Source organism: bacterium, assembly GCA_024226335.1.
GTDB lineage: Bacteria > Myxococcota_A > UBA9160 > SZUA-336 > SZUA-336 > JAAELY01.
In genome coordinates, this window is record JAAELY010000030.1 from 1 (window position 1) to 19,624 (window position 19,624).

19 protein-coding genes are annotated in these 19,624 nt (G+C 62.5%); 12 read left to right on the forward strand and 7 right to left on the reverse strand.

All coding sequences use genetic code 11. The features are described 5' to 3' along the window. On the reverse strand, nucleotides 1–575 hold a 575-nt coding region (locus GY725_01375), incomplete at its 3' end, for a hypothetical protein (protein ID MCP4002822.1). Continuing rightward, complete coding sequence (locus tag GY725_01380) at nucleotides 572–2,218, reverse strand: AAA family ATPase (protein ID MCP4002823.1); 1,647 nt, start codon at nucleotides 2,216–2,218, stop codon at nucleotides 572–574. The genes GY725_01375 and GY725_01380, both read right to left, overlap by 4 nt. 81 nt (nucleotides 2,219–2,299) lie before the next feature. Between GY725_01380 and GY725_01385 the strand changes: the two genes are divergently transcribed. Next, nucleotides 2,300–3,139, forward strand: coding sequence for a hypothetical protein (locus tag GY725_01385; protein ID MCP4002824.1), 840 nt, complete (start codon nucleotides 2,300–2,302; stop codon nucleotides 3,137–3,139). Between the two features lie 22 nt (nucleotides 3,140–3,161). Here GY725_01385 and GY725_01390 read toward each other — a convergent pair whose 3' ends face one another. Then, entirely contained in the window at nucleotides 3,162–4,247 is a 1,086-nt protein-coding gene (locus GY725_01390) for an AMIN domain-containing protein (GenBank protein MCP4002825.1), read from the reverse strand. A 239-nt stretch (nucleotides 4,248–4,486) separates the two neighbouring features. On the opposite strand from GY725_01390, the gene GY725_01395 reads away from it, so the two are divergent. From GY725_01395 to GY725_01440, 10 genes are all read left to right on the forward strand, one after another. Beyond that, on the forward strand, nucleotides 4,487–5,569 hold the full coding sequence (locus GY725_01395) for a phospholipase (GenBank protein MCP4002826.1): 1,083 nt from the start codon (nucleotides 4,487–4,489) through the stop codon (nucleotides 5,567–5,569). Between the two features lie 144 nt (nucleotides 5,570–5,713). After that, on the forward strand, nucleotides 5,714–6,022 hold the full coding sequence (gene rplU / locus GY725_01400; GenBank protein MCP4002827.1) for a 50S ribosomal protein L21: 309 nt from the start codon (nucleotides 5,714–5,716) through the stop codon (nucleotides 6,020–6,022). 3 nt (nucleotides 6,023–6,025) lie between these two features. Further along, entirely contained in the window at nucleotides 6,026–6,274 is a 249-nt protein-coding gene (gene rpmA, locus GY725_01405; protein ID MCP4002828.1) for a 50S ribosomal protein L27, read from the forward strand. 116 nt (nucleotides 6,275–6,390) lie between these two features. Then, on the forward strand, nucleotides 6,391–7,413 hold the full coding sequence (gene obgE, locus GY725_01410) for a GTPase ObgE (protein MCP4002829.1): 1,023 nt from the start codon (nucleotides 6,391–6,393) through the stop codon (nucleotides 7,411–7,413). Beyond that, on the forward strand, nucleotides 7,410–8,528 hold the full coding sequence (gene proB / locus GY725_01415; protein ID MCP4002830.1) for a glutamate 5-kinase: 1,119 nt from the start codon (nucleotides 7,410–7,412) through the stop codon (nucleotides 8,526–8,528). The genes obgE and proB overlap by 4 nt, the downstream gene beginning before the upstream one ends. A gap of 52 nt (nucleotides 8,529–8,580) precedes the next feature. Next, nucleotides 8,581–9,834 (forward strand): glutamate-5-semialdehyde dehydrogenase, encoded by a 1,254-nt coding sequence (locus tag GY725_01420; protein ID MCP4002831.1) that lies wholly within the window; start codon nucleotides 8,581–8,583, stop codon nucleotides 9,832–9,834. After that, entirely contained in the window at nucleotides 9,831–10,499 is a 669-nt protein-coding gene (gene nadD / locus GY725_01425) for a nicotinate (nicotinamide) nucleotide adenylyltransferase (GenBank protein ID MCP4002832.1), read from the forward strand. Before GY725_01420 ends, nadD begins: the two co-directional genes overlap by 4 nt. Before the next feature lie 21 nt (nucleotides 10,500–10,520). Next, nucleotides 10,521–10,874, forward strand: coding sequence for a ribosome silencing factor (gene rsfS / locus GY725_01430; protein MCP4002833.1), 354 nt, complete (start codon nucleotides 10,521–10,523; stop codon nucleotides 10,872–10,874). Then, a complete protein-coding gene (locus tag GY725_01435) occupies nucleotides 10,874–12,430 on the forward strand; it encodes a 2,3-bisphosphoglycerate-independent phosphoglycerate mutase (GenBank protein MCP4002834.1) in 1,557 nt (518 codons plus the stop codon). The genes rsfS and GY725_01435 overlap by 1 nt, the downstream gene beginning before the upstream one ends. An 86-nt stretch (nucleotides 12,431–12,516) precedes the next feature. Then, entirely contained in the window at nucleotides 12,517–13,278 is a 762-nt protein-coding gene (locus GY725_01440; protein ID MCP4002835.1) for a ComF family protein, read from the forward strand. Here GY725_01440 and GY725_01445 read toward each other — a convergent pair. Genes GY725_01445 through greA form a run of 4 tightly spaced genes read right to left on the reverse strand, consistent with a single transcriptional unit; the run spans nucleotide 13,250 to nucleotide 18,054 of the window. Beyond that, complete coding sequence (locus tag GY725_01445; protein ID MCP4002836.1) at nucleotides 13,250–14,308, reverse strand: response regulator; 1,059 nt, start codon at nucleotides 14,306–14,308, stop codon at nucleotides 13,250–13,252. The two genes, GY725_01440 and GY725_01445, sit on opposite strands and share 29 nt — an antisense overlap. A gap of 33 nt (nucleotides 14,309–14,341) precedes the next feature. Next, nucleotides 14,342–16,627, reverse strand: coding sequence for a hypothetical protein (locus tag GY725_01450; protein MCP4002837.1), 2,286 nt, complete (start codon nucleotides 16,625–16,627; stop codon nucleotides 14,342–14,344). A 19-nt stretch (nucleotides 16,628–16,646) separates the two neighbouring features. Beyond that, entirely contained in the window at nucleotides 16,647–17,585 is a 939-nt protein-coding gene (gene trxB, locus GY725_01455) for a thioredoxin-disulfide reductase (GenBank protein ID MCP4002838.1), read from the reverse strand. A gap of 7 nt (nucleotides 17,586–17,592) precedes the next feature. Next, entirely contained in the window at nucleotides 17,593–18,054 is a 462-nt protein-coding gene (greA, locus tag GY725_01460; GenBank protein MCP4002839.1) for a transcription elongation factor GreA, read from the reverse strand. A 224-nt stretch (nucleotides 18,055–18,278) separates the two neighbouring features. Here greA and GY725_01465 point away from each other — a divergent pair, with 224 nt between their 5' ends. Then, a complete protein-coding gene (locus tag GY725_01465) occupies nucleotides 18,279–19,610 on the forward strand; it encodes a hypothetical protein (GenBank protein MCP4002840.1) in 1,332 nt (443 codons plus the stop codon). The last annotated feature ends 14 nt before the right edge of the window (nucleotides 19,611–19,624 follow it).

Genomic DNA, 19,624 nt, shown 5'->3' on the forward strand with positions numbered 1-19,624 from the left:
GCAGTCTTGCGCTTCGCCACCACCGCAGGTGCAGGCGGCGGAGTCTTGCGCTTCGCCACCACCGCAGGTGCAGGCGGCGGAGTCTTGCGCTTCGCCACCACCGCAGGGGCGGGCGGCGGAGTCTCGCGCTTCGCCACCACCGCGGGCTGGACCGCGGGGGGAACCTGCGAAGCTTCGGCGGACCGTTCCGGCTTTGATCCGGCGGCGATGCGGCCGGGGCCGACCCTCTCCGCCGTTTCGCGCTGCGCATTCTGTTTCTGCTCGAGCACCCGATCCAGTTCCTCGATCGCTGCGGATCCCACCCGGGCCGAGCCCTCGGAAGTCTTGGGAGACAGCGCGGCGGAGAGACTTTCGCGTTGCGCGAATTCCGCACCTCCGGAATCGTCCTCGGTGCGCATCAACCAGAAGGCCCCGCCACCCGCGAAGACCGCGAGCCCGAGCCCGATGGCCAGGAGAAACGGGGCCGTCTTCCGGCGCTGGCGCCGCGGCATGGGCTCGTAGCTGGGCTGGCGCTCACCGAGCGTCGATTCTCGCTCCGTCTGCAGTTTGCGCAGGGCGTCCAGGATTGTGCTCATGATGTTCCTCCACGCACGATCAAACGAGGCGTGTCGTAGTCGAGTTCCTGGTACAGGCCGATCAGCGTGTCAGTGCCAACCTGGCCGGTCGTCTTCAAGGCGTGCGCCATCTGGAAACGTCGGATCGCGGATTCGGTTTGCTCGTCGAAGCGCCCCGAAGCATCACCCGGGCTCATGTATCCCAGATCGGTGAGGCGGGCCTGGATCCAGCGAACAGCTGTTCCGCGCATACCGCGCTGCATCGATGGCAGCGACTCGAAGTTGTTCCAGAGGAAGAACGTGCGTCCCGTCCAGACCCGATCGAGTCCTTCATCTGGTAGTACGAACCAGCTATCGCCGATCGCCATGACCGCATAACCGTCTTCGTAAAGACCCATCAGCGCCGCGTAGCGCAGCTCGCCTTCGGCCGGTGCGAGTTCGAGAATTGCGGGCATGTCGAGTTGTATGAGCTGCTTGCGCCGCGATCTCGTCGAGTGGACCAGCAAGGAGGAATACTCCCGAACCGCCTCCGGGAAGCGATTGGGCGCCACGGTGCCAGACACCGGCTCCTCGTGACCCCAGACATCGAGCAGGGTGTCGAGCGCCCTGGCTGCACTGTCGTCGACGCTCATGGCCAGGAGCTGCTCCGTAAGCGACTTCGCGCTGTTGTCCTCGCTCGCCGAAACCTCCGGCGCCGCACCCGGCAGCGGTTCGGTGCGGAGTGCGTCAACGCGCTGATCCGGCGCCTGGCTCCCGACCCAGAGCACGGACGCACCCCATCCGGCGAACAGACCCAGTAAGACCAGGGCCGCCTTCGCCACGAGACTGCGACCGTGAACCGCGAGCCAGGGCATGGACTCCGAGGCCGGTAGCTCGGCCGCGACTTTGCGCACGGTACGCGCGTCGATCACGGCGAGTTCCTTGGCGTAGCCGGCCAGTAGGGATCGATCGGCGATTGCATTGATCAGGCGTGGAATTCCGCGAGACAGACGCGACATCGTGCGCAGGGCAGAACCGGAGAAAAGGTGTGTGTCGCGCGCACCGGCCACGCGCAGGCGGTGTTCCACGTACTGTTTGACTTCATCGCGCGTCAACGGCCGCAGGCTCCAGCGCACGGTAATGCGCTGGCGCAACTGACGCAGGTCGCTGCGACGCAGATTCTCCTCGAGCTCGGGCTGGCCGATCAGGATGATCTGGATCAGCTTCTCGCGCTCAGTTTCCAGATTGGACAGAAGCCGGATCTGTTCGAGTACGGTCGCATCCAGGTTCTGGGCTTCGTCGATCACCAGCAGCACGCGTCGCCCCTGACTGTTCTTGTGCAGCAGGAAGCGATTGAGTTCTTCGATCAACTCGGTGCGCGTGCGCGCTCCGGCGTGCAGGCCGAACTCCCGATTGATCGCGGTCAGCAACTCGACCTCGGTCGGGCTCGGATTGAAGATATAGGCGACTTCGGCATCGGAGCCGATGCGTTCCAGCAGGGTGCGACACAGGGTCGTCTTGCCCGCGCCCACCTCACCGATCACCTCGATGAAGCCGGAGCCCTCCTCGATCCCATACATGAGAGTAGCCAGCGCATCGCGTTGCGACTGACCCATGAACAGATAATGGGGGTCGGGCGCGAGCGCGAAAGGCTTCTCGGTCAGCCCGTAGAACCCTGTGTACATCTATCGTTCTCGCTGCTGCAGTTTCACCAGTGATCCGCCGTCTCGCCTCGCGGTCCCGCAGGGTGATACTCTGCGCCGCGTATGTCCAATTCTACTCCCAGCCAGACAGCTACGGTCGGTGTCGATGCGGGCGCCAGCCTGTGCAAGCTGGTTCTTCCCAATGGCGGAGAAATGCGTACGGCGCTGTTCCCGGCCCAGGATCTGGATGCCGTCCGGAGCTGCATTGAGAGCTGGAAGCCCCAGCGGATCTCGGCAACCGGAGGTGGGGCGGCCCGGCTGGGCGAAATCGCGGGTGTAAGCGTCCAGACAGTCCCCGAATTCGAAGCCTGGGCACGGGGCGCGCCGATCCTGGCCGATGCCGCTCAGCTCCAACTGCCCGAGCGCTATCTGCTGGTCAGCCTGGGCACCGGGACCTCGGTCCTCGGACTCACCCCGGCGGGCGCACAGCGTGTGGGCGGCAGCGCCCTCGGCGGCGGCACCCTGCTCGGACTCGGCCGGCTTCTGCTGGGAGTCGAGAGCTTCGCCGAGATGACCGAACTCGCCCGCAGAGGAGATCGTCGCAAGGTCGACCTGCTGGTCGGCGACATCTACCGCGGACTCGAAACCCCTCTGCCGGGTGAACTGAATGCGGCCAGCTTCGGCAAGCTCGATTCCCGGGAACCCGAAGACCTGGCCGCGGCACTCATGGGGTTGATCGGCGAGAACATCGCGCTGATCTGCGGGACGATCGCGAACAGTCAGGGTTTCAGCGAGATCTTCTACTGCGGATCCACCCTCTGGGAAAACCCCGTCCTGCGGCAGATCATCGCAGAGGTGAGTGCCATGTACGCAGTTCCGGCGGAATTCCTGCCAAACGGCCGCTTCTGTGGCGCGGTCGGCGCCGCGGCGACCGGCGGAGCCTTCGCCCCGGAGGCGGGCTGATCTGGGCGGGAACACCGCCCTATCAGGCGCCGCGCCGGCGCTCGAGCCGCGCGAGACGCTCGCGCAGCACTTTGAGTTCTTCGTTCGTGTTGGCCATGCGCTCCTCGAGCTGCATGCGCGCTCGAACCTCTTCGTCGAGTCGTTTGTCGAGCAGATCGACACCGGTATTGGAGCGGAAGAGCTCTTCCTGGGAAATCGTCTCGGGCGGCATGGATTCTCCTGGACGCAATTCTGGCGGCAGTGAAGTGCGCTCTTCGATTGTGGCACGGCGCAGCATATAACCCCCCGTAAGCAGGGCGAGCAGAGCGAGAGCTCCGATCCCCCACCAGATCGCGACGGGAGTTCCGCTGGCAGACGTCTTTTTCGCTGCCGACGAGGTGGGTTGCGTCTCCGCCGAGGCGCTCGCACTCGGCTTTGCAGCAGGCGAGGCAGGCGGTGAGGGCGCTTGCGAGGCGGGTTTCGGCTGAGTCTCTTTCACTTCGATCGCCCGCTTGATCTGACTGCGCGAGGGCATCTCGAAGGGTGAGCGCCGCGCGGTTCGCGGGGCCGGAGCAGCCTGCTTCGCGACCTTCGGGACGGCTTTGGCCTTGGGCTCTTCCGGAACGGGCGCTGTGCGCGTCGCCGTCGGAGCGGGTGGAGCCTGGTTCGAGGGCGTCGGGGGTTTGCTCAGCGATGGCAGCCCCTGGGGCTCGATCACATTTGTGCCCTTGGGTGCCAGGAACGGCTGCGCGCCCGGATCCGCGAAGTCGAGCACGATGCGATCTGGATTCGTGAGAGTAAACACACGGATACGGCGACGCTTCGAATCGAATCGAATTCGCGTGCCCGAGGGAATCGGCCGGATGTTGAACTTGCCCATGCGTCTCAATCCGGTGTCGTATGTCTTGGATCGCCCCGGGCGGGCCGCCACTTCGATGACCGGTGCGTGGGGATCCCGCTCGACTCCCCAGACGACTTCCGCGGAGCGATCGAGTTGCAGGACCAGACGGTCGTAAGTGGGGTGCCCACCCGCACGCACGTGAGTGATGCGGCCCATATCCTGGGCGCTCACGACCCATGTACTGCTGAATCCGAGAATCAGAGCCAGAAAAGCGACCGTGCGCTGCATGGCACTCCTAACGATCGAGTCTCGATGAATGATGAATAGACGCGCGAGGCGCGCCGGGGATTTGCCGCTTAATTGGTCGGCAACTCACGGCCTAAACTATAGTCTTCGCTCGCTTGCAAAGAGAGTCTGTCGCGGCGGGCTGGCGAACGCGGGCCTTACTGTCGTCGGGTTGCCCAGGAGTGCGGCACTGACACTACGCGAACACGGCGTCGGAGAGAGCGAACGCGTATGATCCGAGCATGACACCCGAGCAATACGGTCAGGTGCTGGGCAAGATCGGACCCGCCATACTCTCTGTGCTGACCAGCATGGAAACAGCCATGCGCTTCCTGCATCCGCCGGTCATCGCAAAGCTCCGCGAATCCATGGCCCCGGTGCTCGAGCAGTTCGACGCCGCGCAAGCGGAGTTCGAGCAGATCGAGCCGCCGCCCGAAATCGCCGAGGTACACACCCAGCTCAGCCGCTGCGTCGAGTGTACGGGGCGCGCCTGTCACCTGTTTTGCGACGATTCCGCCGGACCCGACGCCACCCTGCGGATCCTCGAAGCGATGAGACAGCACGCGAGAGCCCAGGAGGCGCTTTACCCACTTCGCAACGCGGCGCCGCCGTTTGCGCACTTCTTCGCGGAGAAGCACGTGCACGAGCAGATCGAACAACTCGATCCGGAGCCTCGGCAAGGGATCAGTGTGGGTCTGCACGCCAGCGGCTCGGGTGATGATTCGGAGCGCGGGGGCTTCTCGTTCTACGTGCCGGAAACCTACGACGGCACGAGAGACTGGCCGCTGGTGGTCGCCTTGCACGGAGGCTCGGGAAACGGCCGCGATTTCATCTGGACCTGGTTGCGCGAGGCTCGCAGTCGCAAGTTTCTATTGCTGGCACCGACTTCTCTCGGTTCGACGTGGTCGTTCAACGGCCCGGACGTCGACGGCTCCGCCCTCAAGTCGATCGTCGAGCACATCGGAGAGACCTGGCGAATCGACCGCACCCGCATCTTGCTGACCGGCCTGTCCGACGGTGCCACCTATTCGCTCTTCTCTGGGCTGGCCGAGGGCTCGATTTTCACGAATCTGGCGCCGGTTTCCGGGGTCCTGCACCCCGCGAATCTCTCCAACGGAAACCTGACGAGGGCCGTGAATAGATCGATCTACCTGACCCACGGCGCGCTCGACTGGATGTTCCCGGTCCAGGTGGCCCAGATGGCGCGTGACGAACTCGAGAAGGCCGGTGCGCAGCTGGTCTACCGCGAGATCGAGAACCTCTCCCACACCTATCCCCGGGAAGAGAATGGCCGCATCATCGAATGGTTTCTGGGCGCAAACTGAGGATCCCGGCGGAAGCGGGAGGCCAATTGGCGCAGCGAAAAGCCCCCGGATTCCTATCTGAGTTCCTCTGCCCGGGCTGAACAAAGCCAGCCGGAGCCGGAGTGGCTTGACCGGGCGCGCGATTCCCGTAGAATCCGCCCCCCCATGTATGCGGTTGTAAAAACAGGTGGAAAGCAGCTTCGAGTCAGCCCCGGAGACGTGGTCGACGTAGAACTGCTCAAGGGCGATCCGGGCGACCAGATCGAGCTATCCGAGGTGCTCTTGGTCGGAGGCGATAGCCTCAAGATCGGCAATCCGCGCGTCGAAGGAGCTCGCGTGCTCGCGACCGTGCAGGGCGAGGAAAAGGGACCGAAGATCAGGATCTTCAAGTTCCGGCGCCGCAAGCGCTACCGGCTGCACAAGGGCCACCGCCAGCACTACACACGAATCAAGATCGACTCGATCGAGGGCTGAAGTATGTCGCACAAAAAGGGTCAGGGCAGCACGAGAAACGGGCGGGACAGCAACGGTCAGCGCCGTGGCGTGAAGGTATACGGCGGTCAAGAAGTATCTGCCGGTTCCATCCTCGTTCGCCAGCTCGGTACTAGGATCCATCCCAGCCGAGGCGTGGGCATGGGTCGCGACTACACGCTGTTCGCGCTGAAGAACGGCACCGTCAAGTACTTCGACAGCCGCAGGAAGAAGTTCGCAACCATCCAGTCGTAGGGAGGCCGGCTGCGAACAGCGGTTCGTCGCTCGCCTTTGGCTCGCTGTTCGTTTCGGGCCTTGGCCTTCGGCCTGGCTTGCGCTTGTTGGCGCGTTCGGGTGGGGAGTATCGGACTGTGGCGGGCACCGATTTCATTGACGAGTGCCGCGTCTTCGTTAGCGCTGGGGACGGCGGACGCGGGTGTCTTTCCTTTCGGCGGGAGAAGTTCGTTCCGCGCGGAGGACCCGACGGCGGAAACGGCGGGCGCGGGGGTTCGGTCGTGTTCACCGCCGACGGCGGATTGTCGACGCTGCTCGACACGCGTCACCGAAAGTTCCACCGCGCCGACAACGGCAAGCACGGAGCCGGGGCGCGCAAGAACGGACGCGGCGGAGAAGACCTGATCGTACGGCTACCGCTGGGTACCGTCGTAAAAGACGAAGTCCGCGGCGAAGTACTGGTCGAACTCGTGAGCGAAGGGCAGACCTGGATGGCTGCGCGCGGCGGAAACGGCGGGCGCGGCAATGCCTGCTTTGCCACCTCGACCAACCAGGCACCCCACAAAACCGAACCGGGAGAACCCGGCCAGGAAGGCTGGTTGCGACTGGAACTGAAGGTGCTCGCCGACGTTGGCCTGCTCGGCTTTCCCAACGCCGGGAAGTCGACCCTGGTATCCCGTGTTTCGCAGGCAAAACCACGTATTGCGAGCTATCCGTTCACCACCTTGCAACCACACCTGGGCATGGTGGAAGTCGGCGACGCGCGCTTCGTGATCGCCGATATTCCGGGCTTGATCCCCGGGGCACACGAAGGTGCGGGACTCGGGCATCGTTTCCTACGCCACGTCGAGCGCACTCGCATGCTCGTACACCTTCTGGATCCCGAGCCGGGAGTGATGGGCAGCGACGCGGAGCGTTCGCCGCTTGCCGACTACCATGCGCTGCGCAATGAACTCGAGGCGTACGCGAGTGAACTCGCGCAGCGCTCGGAGATCGTATGCCTGACCAAGGCGGATCTGGTCCCCGACCCGGAAGATCGCGCGGAAATCGCAGCGGATCTACTCGCCGCCGGGCTGGAAGTCCAGTGGATCTCAGCCGCTACCGGTGAGGGCGTCGACGTGTTGATGCAGCGCCTCGCAAACGACGTGGGAAGGCAATGAAGCGCTCCGGGCTCAAACGCTGCAAACGGATCGTCGTGAAAGTAGGAACATCCCTGCTGACTCCGCCGAGGGGGAAGATCTACGCGCCGCGTTTCTTCGACCTGGCGCATCAGATCGTCGGGCTCATGGATCGGGGGCACGAAGTCGTGTTGGTTGCCTCGGGCGCCGTCGGCCTGGGCGCCCAGCGACTCGGTCTGGCGGAACGACCGAAGTCAATTCCGGCGAAGCAAGCCGCCGCCGCGGTCGGGCAGATCGATCTGTGTCGGCGCTTCGGACGCGCCTTCGCGCGCGAGCATCACGTGATCGGTCAGATCCTGCTCACTCATGTGGGACTTGCGGACCGGGTGCGTTTCCTGAATGCCCGGCACACACTGGAAGAGTTGCTCGCGGGCGGCATCGTGCCGCTGATCAACGAAAACGACACTGTTTCGACGGAAGAACTGCGTTTTGGCGACAACGACATGCTGTCGGCCCTGGTCGTCAATACCTGCAGTGCGAATCTGTTGATACTCCTGACCGACACCGACGGCCTGCACGATCGACATCCAGAAAAGGACGGCGCCGAGCGGATTGCCGAAGTTTCAGAGGTCACGGCGAAGATCCTGAAGCTGAGCGGCGGACCCGGTAGCGAGTTCGGTACCGGTGGCATGCGCTCGAAACTGGAAGCCGCGCGCACCGCCGCGCGCTTTGGCGTGCCGACCGTGATCGCGGACGGACAGGCGGCAGACGTGCTGGCCGGGATCGTCGACGGTGAAGATCTCGGCACACTCGTTCACCCGGCCGAAAATCAGCTTTCCTCGCGCAAACACTGGATCGCCTTCTCGCAGAAGCCCCGGGGCACACTGACGCTGGATTCCGGAGCCATCCGGGCCCTGTGCGAACGCCGCGCGAGCCTGCTCCCGGCCGGGGTGGTCGGAGTCGCCGGAAAGTTCCGCGTGGGCGACCTGGTGCGCTGCGTAACAGCCGCTGGCCGGGAGGTAGCCCGCGGCCTGATCGCCTACGAATCGGCGGAAGTCGAGATGATAATGGGACAGCGAACCTCGCGGATTTCAACGGTTTTGGGCTATTGCAATGGCAACGCCATCATCCACCGCAACGACCTGATCGTGCTCTGATCGAGGCTGGATTCCCTGTGGGTTGAAGGGGTGGTCCTGCTACCATGAAGCCATGAATGAGGCCCTGGTCAACGATCTGAGTCGCCGCGCCCGCCGGGCTGCCGACCAGGTTGCGGAATTGTCGAGTGACGTGAAAAACGCCGCCCTGCGCGCCGGGGCCGACGCCCTGGAAGCGGGCGTGGACTCACTCCTGGAGGCCAACCAGAAGGACCTGGAAGCCAGCCGTGAACGCGGCCTGGCGGCGCCCCTGCTCGAACGCCTGACGCTTGACCCGAAACGCATTGCGGGCATCGCCAATGGTCTGCGCGACGTCGCCGCACTTCCCGATCCGGTCGGCGAAGTCACGGGAATGTGGAACCGACCCAGTGGCCTTCAGGTCGGTCGAATGCGCATTCCGCTGGGCGTCATTCTGGTGATCTACGAATCGCGGCCCAATGTGACAGCCGATGTGGCCGGTCTGTGTTTGAAGAGCGGCAACGCGACGCTCTTGCGCGGTGGCTCGGAAGCCATCCATTCAAACAGCGCAATTGCAGGCCTGCTGCGCGAGGCGGCCGTGAGCTGTGGCGTGCCCGAAGATGCGATCCAGCTGGTTCCCAAGACCGATCGCGAGATCGTCGACATGCTTCTGGTGCGTGAAGAAGAAATCGACCTGGTCGTGCCACGCGGCGGAGAGGCACTGATCCGCCGCGTTTCGGAGAAATCCCGCATCCCGGTGATCAAACACTACAAGGGCGTGTGTCACGTATACCTCGACGAGTTTGCGGATGCGAAGATGGCAGCCGAAGTGACGGTGAATTCCAAGTGCAACCGGGTATCGGTGTGCAACTCGGCCGAAACACTCCTGATCCACTCGTCTCTGATCGAAAAGGTCATGCCCCAGGTGCTGGGCGCACTCGACGAACAAGGCGTGCGGCTTCGCGGTTGCGAACGCACCTGCGCCATCTTCCCGCAGGCAGAACCGGCCAACGATGAAGACTGGTCGGCGGAGTACCTGGACATGATCATGTCGGTGCGCGTCGTCGACTCAATGGACCAAGCGATCGACCACATACGCACGTACGGCTCGAATCACACCGAGTCCATCATCACACAGGACATTTCACAGGCTCGCGCGTTTGTGCGCCGCGTCAATTCATCGGCAGTTCTGGTGAATGCGAGCACGCGTTTCGCCGACGGCTTCGAGTTTGGCCTGGGTGCAGAAATCGGTGTGTCGACCACGAAAATGCACTGGTACGGACCGATGGGGCTCGAAGGACTGACGACACAGAAGTTCATCGGCTTCGGCGAAGGAATCGTGCGCGAGTGAACCTGGGAATCCTCGGCGGCACCTTCAATCCGATCCACCAGGCGCACCTCCGCCTGGGCGAGGAGGCACGGGAAGCTCTGGGACTGGATCGACTGCTCTTCATTCCTGCCGGCGACCCGCCTTTGAAACATTCGAACATCGCGCCTGGCCGGCATCGACTGGCGTTGCTGGAACTCGCAATCGGGACGAATCCAGCCTTCGAAACCTGCGACCTGGAACTGCGCCGCGACGGACCCAGTTATACGGTCGACACTCTCGAGGTGCTTCGAGAGCGTCACGCGGATAGTCGACTCTGGTTCGTGATGGGCGCCGACACCCTGCCCGACCTCGACAAATGGCATCGACCCGAGCGCCTGTTCGAACTGGCCAGTTTTGCAATCGCCTCGCGCCCGGGCTTTGCACAGTCGCCACTGGAACACATGCCAACTCGCTTCGCGCGCGCGTTTCGCAAGATCGAAACGGGCTGGATGCACGAGTCCGGAAACGAACTGCGCCGGATCGAGTTCACACCTCTACAGATTTCCGCGAGTGAGATCAGACGGCGCATCCGGGCCGGACTCTCGGTGCGTTATCTGACCCCAGACGAAGTCATCGACTATCTGCGGAAACACAGCCTGTACAGCTCAGAAGAAGAATCGTTGGACCCCGGCGGCCCAACGAGCTAAAACCCGATCCCCGGAGGCTCATTGGAATCGAGAGAAAAGGCGCTTGTGATTGCCGAGACAATCTCTGACAAGAAGGGTCTGGACGTTCAGGTTCTCGACGTGGCGGACGTGTGCTCATTCACCAGCTTTTTCGTGATTGCGACAGGTACTTCACCACGCCACGTCAAGACTCTGTCCGACGCGGCGGTGGTGGCCTGCAAGAAGGGCGGCTCCAAGGTTCTCAGCGTCGAAGGCGAGCGAACAGGCAACTGGGTCCTGGTGGACCTCGGGGATGTGGTGGTCCACTTGTTCCGCGAGGAGGCTCGTGAGTTCTACTCACTCGAGCGCCTCTGGGGTGAAGCCGAGACAATCGAACTGAAGGCTGCGGGCGGCTGATGAGTTCGGGTCGACCCGTCGTCCTGGTCGTGGTGGACGGCTTTGGAATCGGATCCGGCGGTGCTGACGATGCCACTGCGCTGGCCCATGCACCGTTTTTCGAACGCATCGCTGACGCCTACCCCTCGACACAGATCGGGACCTCGGGGGCCGCCGTCGGTCTTCCCGATGGACAGATGGGGAATTCCGAAGTCGGCCATATGACGCTGGGCGCTGGTCGCATCCTGGACCAGGACATGGTGCGCATCCAGAAGTCGATTGCAGCCGGTGAACTCGCCAGCAATCCCGTCGTGCAGGAATTGATCGACGCGGCGCGCAAAGCGGGTGGGCGTCTGCACCTGATGGGATTGATCTCCGACGGCGGCGTGCACAGTTCAATGGATCACCTGCACGGGTTGCTCGACCTTTGTGAGCAGAAAGACCTGCAACCGATCCTGCACGCCTTCACTGACGGACGCGATACAGCGCCGCGATCGGCATTGCGATGGATCGAACCCATTGAGGCACGCATCGCGGAGTTGAACGGATGCATCGCGACGCTTGGTGGGCGCTACTGGGCCATGGATCGGGACAAGCGCTGGGAGCGTGTCGTGCGCGCCTACCGCGCGATCACTTTGCGCGAAGGCGAGCCGGCCGCCAGCGCCGTCGAGGCCGTGAAAAATGCGTATGCACGCGATCGGGGCGACGAGTTCATCGATCCATCGGTGATCGCCAACGGACCGGCGCTCGGAGATGGCGACGCGGTGCTCTTCTTCAACTTTCGAGCAGATCGCGCACGCGAACTCAGCAATGCCCTGACGCGAGCCGTGCCCGATGCTCTCGGGCCCGAGATCCTCGAACTTCCGGCGCTTGCACTGGGCGCATTCACCAGCCTGACTCTTTACGATGACGACTTCGAATTTCCGGCGATCTTCGAAGCACTCGATGTTCCGCGCAGCCTGGGTGAAGTCATCGCAGACTCCGGTGTCTCCCAATTGCGCATCGCCGAGACCGAGAAGTACGCCCACGTCACCTACTTCTTCAGTGGCGGCCGCGAGCAGGTATTCGCCGGCGAGAAACGCGTGCTGATTCCCTCTCCGCGCGACGTGCCTACCTACGACTTGAAGCCGGAGATGAGTGCGGTCCAGTTGACCGACGCGCTACTGGAGGAACTCGAAGAAAACGACCACGGGTTCGTTCTGATCAATTTTGCAAATCCCGACATGGTCGGACACACGGGCGTCATCCCTGCGTGCGTGCAGGCCGTCGAAGTCGTCGCCGCCTGCCTCGATCGCGTGAGCAGTGCCGTCCTGGCCAAGGGTGGCTGTCTACTAATCACTTCCGACCACGGGAATATCGAAGAGCTGATCGATGCCGATGGCAAACCTCAAACCGCTCACACGACCAACCCCGTACCCCTGTATTACCTGGCGCGCGACGTCGAGTCAGCTCGCCTGGAACCCGGCGGTCTGGCCGATCTGGCTGCGACCGTCTGCCACCTGCTCGATCTCCCGGTCCCGGACGAAATGACTGGCAAATGCCTCCTGCGAAACGATCGGGGCTCCTCGAACTCCTAGTTCCGAGCGTCTGCCCGGCTTGTGATCTACCCCGATATCCGGGGGACAGGCTGTTGTGTGGCACCTGCGCATCCGACCTGAGGCCGATGCGCGAACTCGGAGGCGTGCGCACGGCACTTGAGTACGGCGGTACCGGCGCTGTACTCGTTCGGCGCTTCAAGTTCGATCGGCGGCTGGACGCCCTGGCCGTGCTGATCGAGCCGCTGGTGGAGCGCGTCCGCGAGCTACCCATCGATGGAATCATCCCGGTGCCGCGTCATCCGGGACGCGTGAGAGAACTGGGGTGTGACCCAGTCTTCGAACTGGCGAGGAGACTCGCCCGCCGATGCGGGCGACCCCTCTGGGATGGGGCCTTGATGCGAAACCGCCAGACGGCCCCGCAGACGGGCCTGGATCCTCGTGCGCGACGTCAGAACATCGCGGGCAGCTTCTCGACGCAAGCGGCAGAACGGTTGAATCGGCGGATCCTGCTTCTGGACGACGTGACGACCACCGGAGCGACTCTGAGGGAGGCAGAACTCGCGCTTCGCTCGGGCGGCAAACCGAAGGCGGTCATTCCCGTGGCTCTGGCCGGAACCCCACCGGCCGCTTGGACGAACCCGTGCCCGGTGCGCTATAACGGCAACGATTCACAGGTAGCGGGAGGCCCCCCAGTGGCGGATTCAGTCAAGCTCACGAGCGATCTCACCCTCGGCCATCAGGCCAACCTCGGCGAGGAAGTCAGTAATAGCGACTTCAGCGCGGGTACTGAAATGACCGTGCTCGAGGAGTTCGAAAACGCGTGGCTCGTCAAGAGCGACGACGGCCAGTTGTTCAACGTCAGGAAGGATCAGGCTCAACCGGCGTAAGCAACTCGCTCAGAGTCTGAATCAGACGATCGGGCTTGATTGGCTTCTTGAAGAGCACGCGCTCGAGCCCTTCCATACGACTTCGCTTGATGATGTGGTCTTTGTCGAAGTAGAAGGCCGTCATCAACACGACCTGTGTATTCGGACACAGCTTGCGAGCAGCCATCAAGAGTTCGTAGCCGTCCATCTCGGGCATGACCACGTCCGAGAGCACCAGCTCGTAGACGGAATTCTCGAGCCGTTGGAGCGCTTCGCGCCCATTGGTTGCCGAATCCACACTTGCGCCTGCGTCGATCAGGATCTCGACCACGGATTCGCGCACAGCCGTATCGTCATCCACGACCATCAGATGGTAGCCGTGCAGCGGTCCAAGGGGCTTATCGACTCTCGACAGGTCGACCATGCGCGCGCCGCCCAGGTAACCGGTGCTGGTGTATTCTTCCTGTTCGGACATCTCCCGCAGACGACCGATGTGTCCTTCGATTCGCCCGATCTCCTGGCGGATGCTCGCTAAACGCTCCAGTTGCGCGATCCCGCCTGCATCGCGCAGATAGCTCTCTAGCAATGAGATCTGGTTCGTGATCACGGTGAGCGGGTTGTTGATCTCATGGGAAAGACCGATCGCTACCTCGCCAAGCACGGCCAGCTGGTCTTTGCGCTGCATCTCGGTGAGGTCCTTGGCAAAGCCGATCGTGCCCTGCTCCTCGTCCTGATCGTTGAGCAGGATGACTCCGGAGATGGCGACGGGGATCCTCTGATTGTTCTTGGCCACGAAGACCGTCGGCAAGTTGACCGCAACGCCCTTGCCGCCGTTTCCCGGATCGCGCATGGCCGCCATGACCCGCTTGGCTTCCTGGGGCGACGGATAGAGTTCGGTCACGAAGTGCCCGATGATCTCTTCGCGCGAAAAACCCAGGTTCCTTTGCGCGCCGTCGTTGTAATACGCGATGTTCCCGGCGGCATCCGTCGCAACCACCATATCGGGTGAAGCTTCGATCAACCGCTCGAGAGTCGCCTTGTCCAAAGGCATTGTCGTCAGTCTATCCCTTGAGCGAGCAAGCTTCTACATCGGCTCCAGGCGCAGCTTGCCCAGTGCGGCTCGCTCATTGCGCTTCCAGAGTGCGACGGCCAGGTGATTCTCCCCCTCGGGTCTCAGAACCCCCCAAGGCAGAAGAAAGCGCCGCTGCGGGCCCAGTTCCGGCCAGTAGCGCCCGATCAGATAGGAATTCAGATACAGATTGGCCTTCCCTCGACCGGGATCGAAGGCGAGGCCGAGCGCCATGCTCTTCGCGTCGATGCCCTCGAGTTCGAAGCTCGTCTCGTACAAACCCACACCTTCGGGGTTGCCCGGCCAGCCGTGGGGCAGAATCACTTCCCGGGTTCCGACGCGCTCTACGCCGTCGAAAGCGACGATCGGCGTCAGGCCGCGTTCTCCCCGCACGAGCCCGCCGCGGAAACGCCAGCGGATCTGATTGTGTCCGGTATCGATGCGCACGATACCGCGCGGATTCGCACCATCGTCGGCAAATCCCTTGTTGTGACCCAGGCTCTCCACGCAGATCACAATCGTATTGTGGCCCTGCGAGAAAGAGGCCGCGCCCAGCCCGATGCGCGAGATTCGCGCGCCATCCGGTCCGACACCGAGGGCGTTTCGGTGCTGGTCACCACTCGCGATCAGCGCTCCATTGATCCAGACCGCCCAGCAGTGGCGTGCGTCGAGGCGCAGTCTGTCGAGCGGTCCTTCGAATACTCCCCGATACCAGACAAAGCCGTAGTGCAGACCCAGTGAGTCGATGTCCATCGTGCCCGTCTTCACGGCTTCGGCAGGGATTTCGTCCCAGGAAGCGTCGTCATAGGCGGGGTCGATCTGGGGGCTGGCGCAAGAAAAACTCCAGCGCTCGAGCCGCGGCAGGGCCGGTGGCAACTGGGGCGTCGGAGCCTTCCAGCGAAGCGGCTCGGGGCTGACGGCCAGGAGCTTCTCTTCTGCATCGTAGACCCGAATTTGTGTCTCCCAGGGCGCGAGTTCCGCGCGCTCGGACTCTGGAAGCCGAGCTTTGCAAGTCGTCTGATTCGGATTGCGCAGGAAAACGTAGCGGTTCTCGAAACCCTGGCGGGTGATCAAGTGCGCATCGTCTCCCCTTCCCCGTCCGGGAAGCACGTCTGTGCGTGCGATGTCCTGTTCGAAGCGCTCGAGAAACTCGTTGAGACGATGCACCGTCTCGTAGCGCACGCCCGTGCCTCCCGACTCCGTGATAGGCGCTGCGTAGTCGTACGAGCTGTACACGTCCGGACTCGACATATAGCCCCAGGTGATCCCACCGCAGAACACGTAGTAGTTCCAGAGCGTCGCACGTGCCGCGAGCGCGGCCACGGTCGCGTTGCAGATCCCCTCGGGGCCGAGTCGTTCGCGAAAGAAGTCGTACCCCGTTCCACCCCAGCCGTCATACCAGCCGCCCTGAAGCTCGGGGTAGAAAACCGGATTCTGTTCTCGATGGGCTGCCAGATCCTCTTCATCGCTGAGAAATTCGTCGAAAGTGTCTTTGCGATCCCGCCAATCACTCGAGAAATCGACGATCGGGTAGCGATCGAGTGAGAGAATATCGACGTCGGCTTGTCGGCCTGAGCGCGGAGACACATCGTTGTGGAAAATCGGCACGTCGACGCCCAGATCAAGCATCATCGCTCTGAGTTCGCGCATATAGCTACTGGTCTGGCCGCGGACTTCGTCGACGCCGCCCTTTCGCCCCATGATGCGACGTCGCACCGCGGGATGGTTCGCGATGCGCTCCAAGCGCTTCGAGCCGAACCAGCGGATCAACAGGTCGTAGAGATCCTGGGGGATGCCGGCGAATACGCTCGGAACCGAGTACTCGTTCTCGATCTGCGCAAGCAGAAGATTGGAGCGATGCGCGAAGCGGGGCACGATTTGCTCGAACCACTCCCTGGTCGCCTTGACGAACTCCACTGAATGGCTGTAGCCGAGTTCATTGCGACAGCGCGGAACGATCGAGGGCTCGCGCAACATCCACGCGGGCAGTCCCCCAAAGTCGATCTCAGCACAGATATAGGGACCGGGGCGCGCAATCAGATAGAGCCCCTCGTCTTCGATCATGTCGTGCAGGAGGTCGACGTCGCGCGGACCACTGAAGTCGAAGTCTCCGCGCACCTCGGAGTGGTAGTTCCACGGGTAGTAAAGGTCGACTGCGTTCAGGCCAGCCGCCCGCATCTTCGCCAGCCGATCCCTCCAGAGTTCCGGCGCTGGCAAGCGAAAATAGTGCAACGAGCCCGAGCGGATCAGCTTTCGCTGTCCATCCACCAGTACGCTGTGGTGATCGAACTCGACTTTCAACGCGGATCCGATCGCCCGCTCACTCGTTTTCCGCGAGCCAGCGCTCGGCGTCGAGCGCGGCCACACAGCCGGTTCCGGCTGCGGTAATCGCCTGGCGGTAGTTCGCATCCATCACATCGCCGCACGCAAAAATACCTTCGATGTTCGTCCGGCTCGTGCCCGGTTCCACGGCGAGATAGCCGTTGGGATGCGTGGCGAGGCGGTGGGCCACCAGTTCGGTATTGGGTTGGTGGCCGATTGCAATGAACACGGCTTCGACCGCCAGCTCCGAAAGGTCGCCAGTTTTCACGTTCTTGATTCGCACTCCCGTCACCCCGTCGTCGTTGCCGAGCACTTCCTCGAGCACACTGTCCCAGACGAGTTCAATCTTCGGATTGGCGAGAGCGCGATCCTGCATGATCTTGCTGGCTCGGAGTGAGTCGCGCCGGTGGATGACGTGCACGACACTCGCAAAGCGAGTCAGAAACAGGGCTTCCTCAACAGCAGTGTCGCCGCCCCCGATCACGACCATGGCCTTGCCGCGATAGAGTGCCCCATCGCAGGTCGCACACGCGGACACACCCTTGTTCTTGAAGGCTTCTTCGGACTCGAGACCAAGCCAGCGCGCGGTGGCTCCGGTCGAGATGATCAGGGCATCGCTGGTGAAACTCTTGCTATCGGTCTTCACGCGAAAAGGCCGGGTATCAAAATCGATTTCGAGCGCATCCTCGAACACGATGCGTGCGTCGAAGCGCTCGGCCTGCTTCTGGAACAAGTCCATCAAATCGGGGCCCGTGATGCCTTCGGGAAAGCCCGGGTAATTCTCCACTTCGGTGGTCAGCATGAGCTGGCCACCGAACGCGGTACCCGCAACGACCACAGGTGCCAGTTCAGCGCGCCCGGCGTAGATGGCGGCTGTGTAACCGGCAGGACCACTGCCCACGATCAGGATCTTGGTGTGTTCGGGGGATTCAGACATGACTCGTTCAGGTGAACGGGAGAATACCGCGCACTTCGTACTCACGAGTACCCGCTGGGACGCTTACTACGATCATATCGTCCACGGCCTTGCCGATCAGCGCTCGAGCCACTGGACTCGTGACCGAGAGCAGTCCGTTGGAGATATCGGCTTCGTCCTCGCCCACGATCGTGTAGGTGACTTCGTCGCCAGAATCCAGATCTTCGAGCACGACTCGGGTGCCGAAACGAACCCGGTCCAGACCCACGTCCGCCGTCTTCACGACTTCGGACCGAGCGATCCGGTCTTCGATCGTTCGGATCCGGGCCTCGATCATGCCCTGTTTTTCCTTTGCGGCATCGTATTCGGCGTTCTCGGACAGATCGCCGTGTTCGCGCGCAACTCGAATCTCATCGACTATCGCGGGGCGGTCCTTCCCCTTGAGATGCTTGAGCTCCTGGCTCAGCATCTCAAACCCGCGTTGGGTCATATGAACTTTTTCGCTCAGGGAACCGTCTCCTTCAAACCTGCCACACGAAGCTTAACGGGGCTCTGGAGGCGCTGCAAAGGGTCCGAGAAGGCACCGCCCATTTGGAACTGCCAGATCTGGGCTTGACCGGGAGTGCCTGTTAGACTGGCTCGCCCAGAACTTTCCAGGAGACCGCTGTGTCGCAACTCGCCATTTCCGAGATCCACAGGAGCGCCGAAGACCCTATGAGCCGAATCCGCTTCTGTCTGTTCTTGTTGCTGCTGATCATCGTTCCACTTGCTCCTGGGTGCTCTCAGCAGCCGGAACTCTCGGAAACGGCCTTGCGGCCGGTGGGCGAGTTGCGCTTCGCGGGTGTCGACCTGATCTACGCACTGCGCAGAGTGGCGGCCAATGCCGATCTACCGCTCGTGCTCGATGAGATTCGCCCCAAGGACGGCAGCCCGGATCTCCTGCTCTACCGCATCGATATCGATCTTCCGGCGGGCCCATTGCAGACCGCCCTGGAGATACTGCAGGAAGAGACCCAAGACGCTTTCTCCTTCGAAATCCGCGACCGGGTTCTGTACGTGCGCTCGCGAATCCTGATCGGCACGGAAACCGTTCTCGACGAGAAGTTCATCCGCCCGCCGTTCGAGTTTGAGGGCACGCTCGAGGACCTTCTCACACGAATCATGAACAAGCGCCCCTGGACCTTTCTGCGCATCCTCAAGGGAAAAGCGCCGATGAAACAGGCCAAGTTCACAGTCCAGGACGAAACGACCAGTTCGTTGGAATTGATGCTCCGGCACGCCGAACACTCAGGCCAGGGCTGGCACATGCCGCGTGCGGGCTACGTCAAGGAAAAGACCGAGAAGAACACCACCTTCGTAGGCAGCTCGGTCATGCCCTGGAGTAGCCTGACTTCGACGAACCGCATACCCGACAGGGTGGGCCCCGGAATCACGCTGAACGCACTCGCCAATCTCCGCAAGCGTACAGCGACGTCCATGCTCGTACTCGATCGCTCGGTCTGGCAGGACCTGCGTGGCGGACTGAACTACTCCTCCCGAAAGGATCCCGGAGAGAGATTCGAACTCGAAGCCGCTCTCGACATGGTGAAGCGGATTCAGCCAACCCGGGAAGCGTTTTCGTGGGAGATAGATGAAGGGCTGGTCCGCATCGAGGGATCCCACTACACCGGCAAGCTCAGGGGTCGTGACTTCATGCGCTCAGAGCTCAAAGGCGGAACTTTCGAAGGCAGCCTCCCTGAACTCAGTCGCTGGATCAACGAGAACCACAAAAGCGACACCCGTCACGTTCTCATGAGCGGGGAAATTCGCGGCGGCGAGAAGATCGGGAAGATCGAGATCAAGGATGGCAGCAGCGCCAAGGACGTACTGGGACAGTTCGCCAGGGCGACCAATACCGGGGTCTACATCGCACTTCTCGAGTTGATAGATCCGGTCACGGGCAAGGCCATCGTACGCGATCACCTCTGGAACGGTGCCTACGTGGCGGACCTGGACGATTGGACTACCGAGAAACTGAATTCGCGCTTCGAGACTGCGTCGAAGTAGCGCCTTGGTAAGAA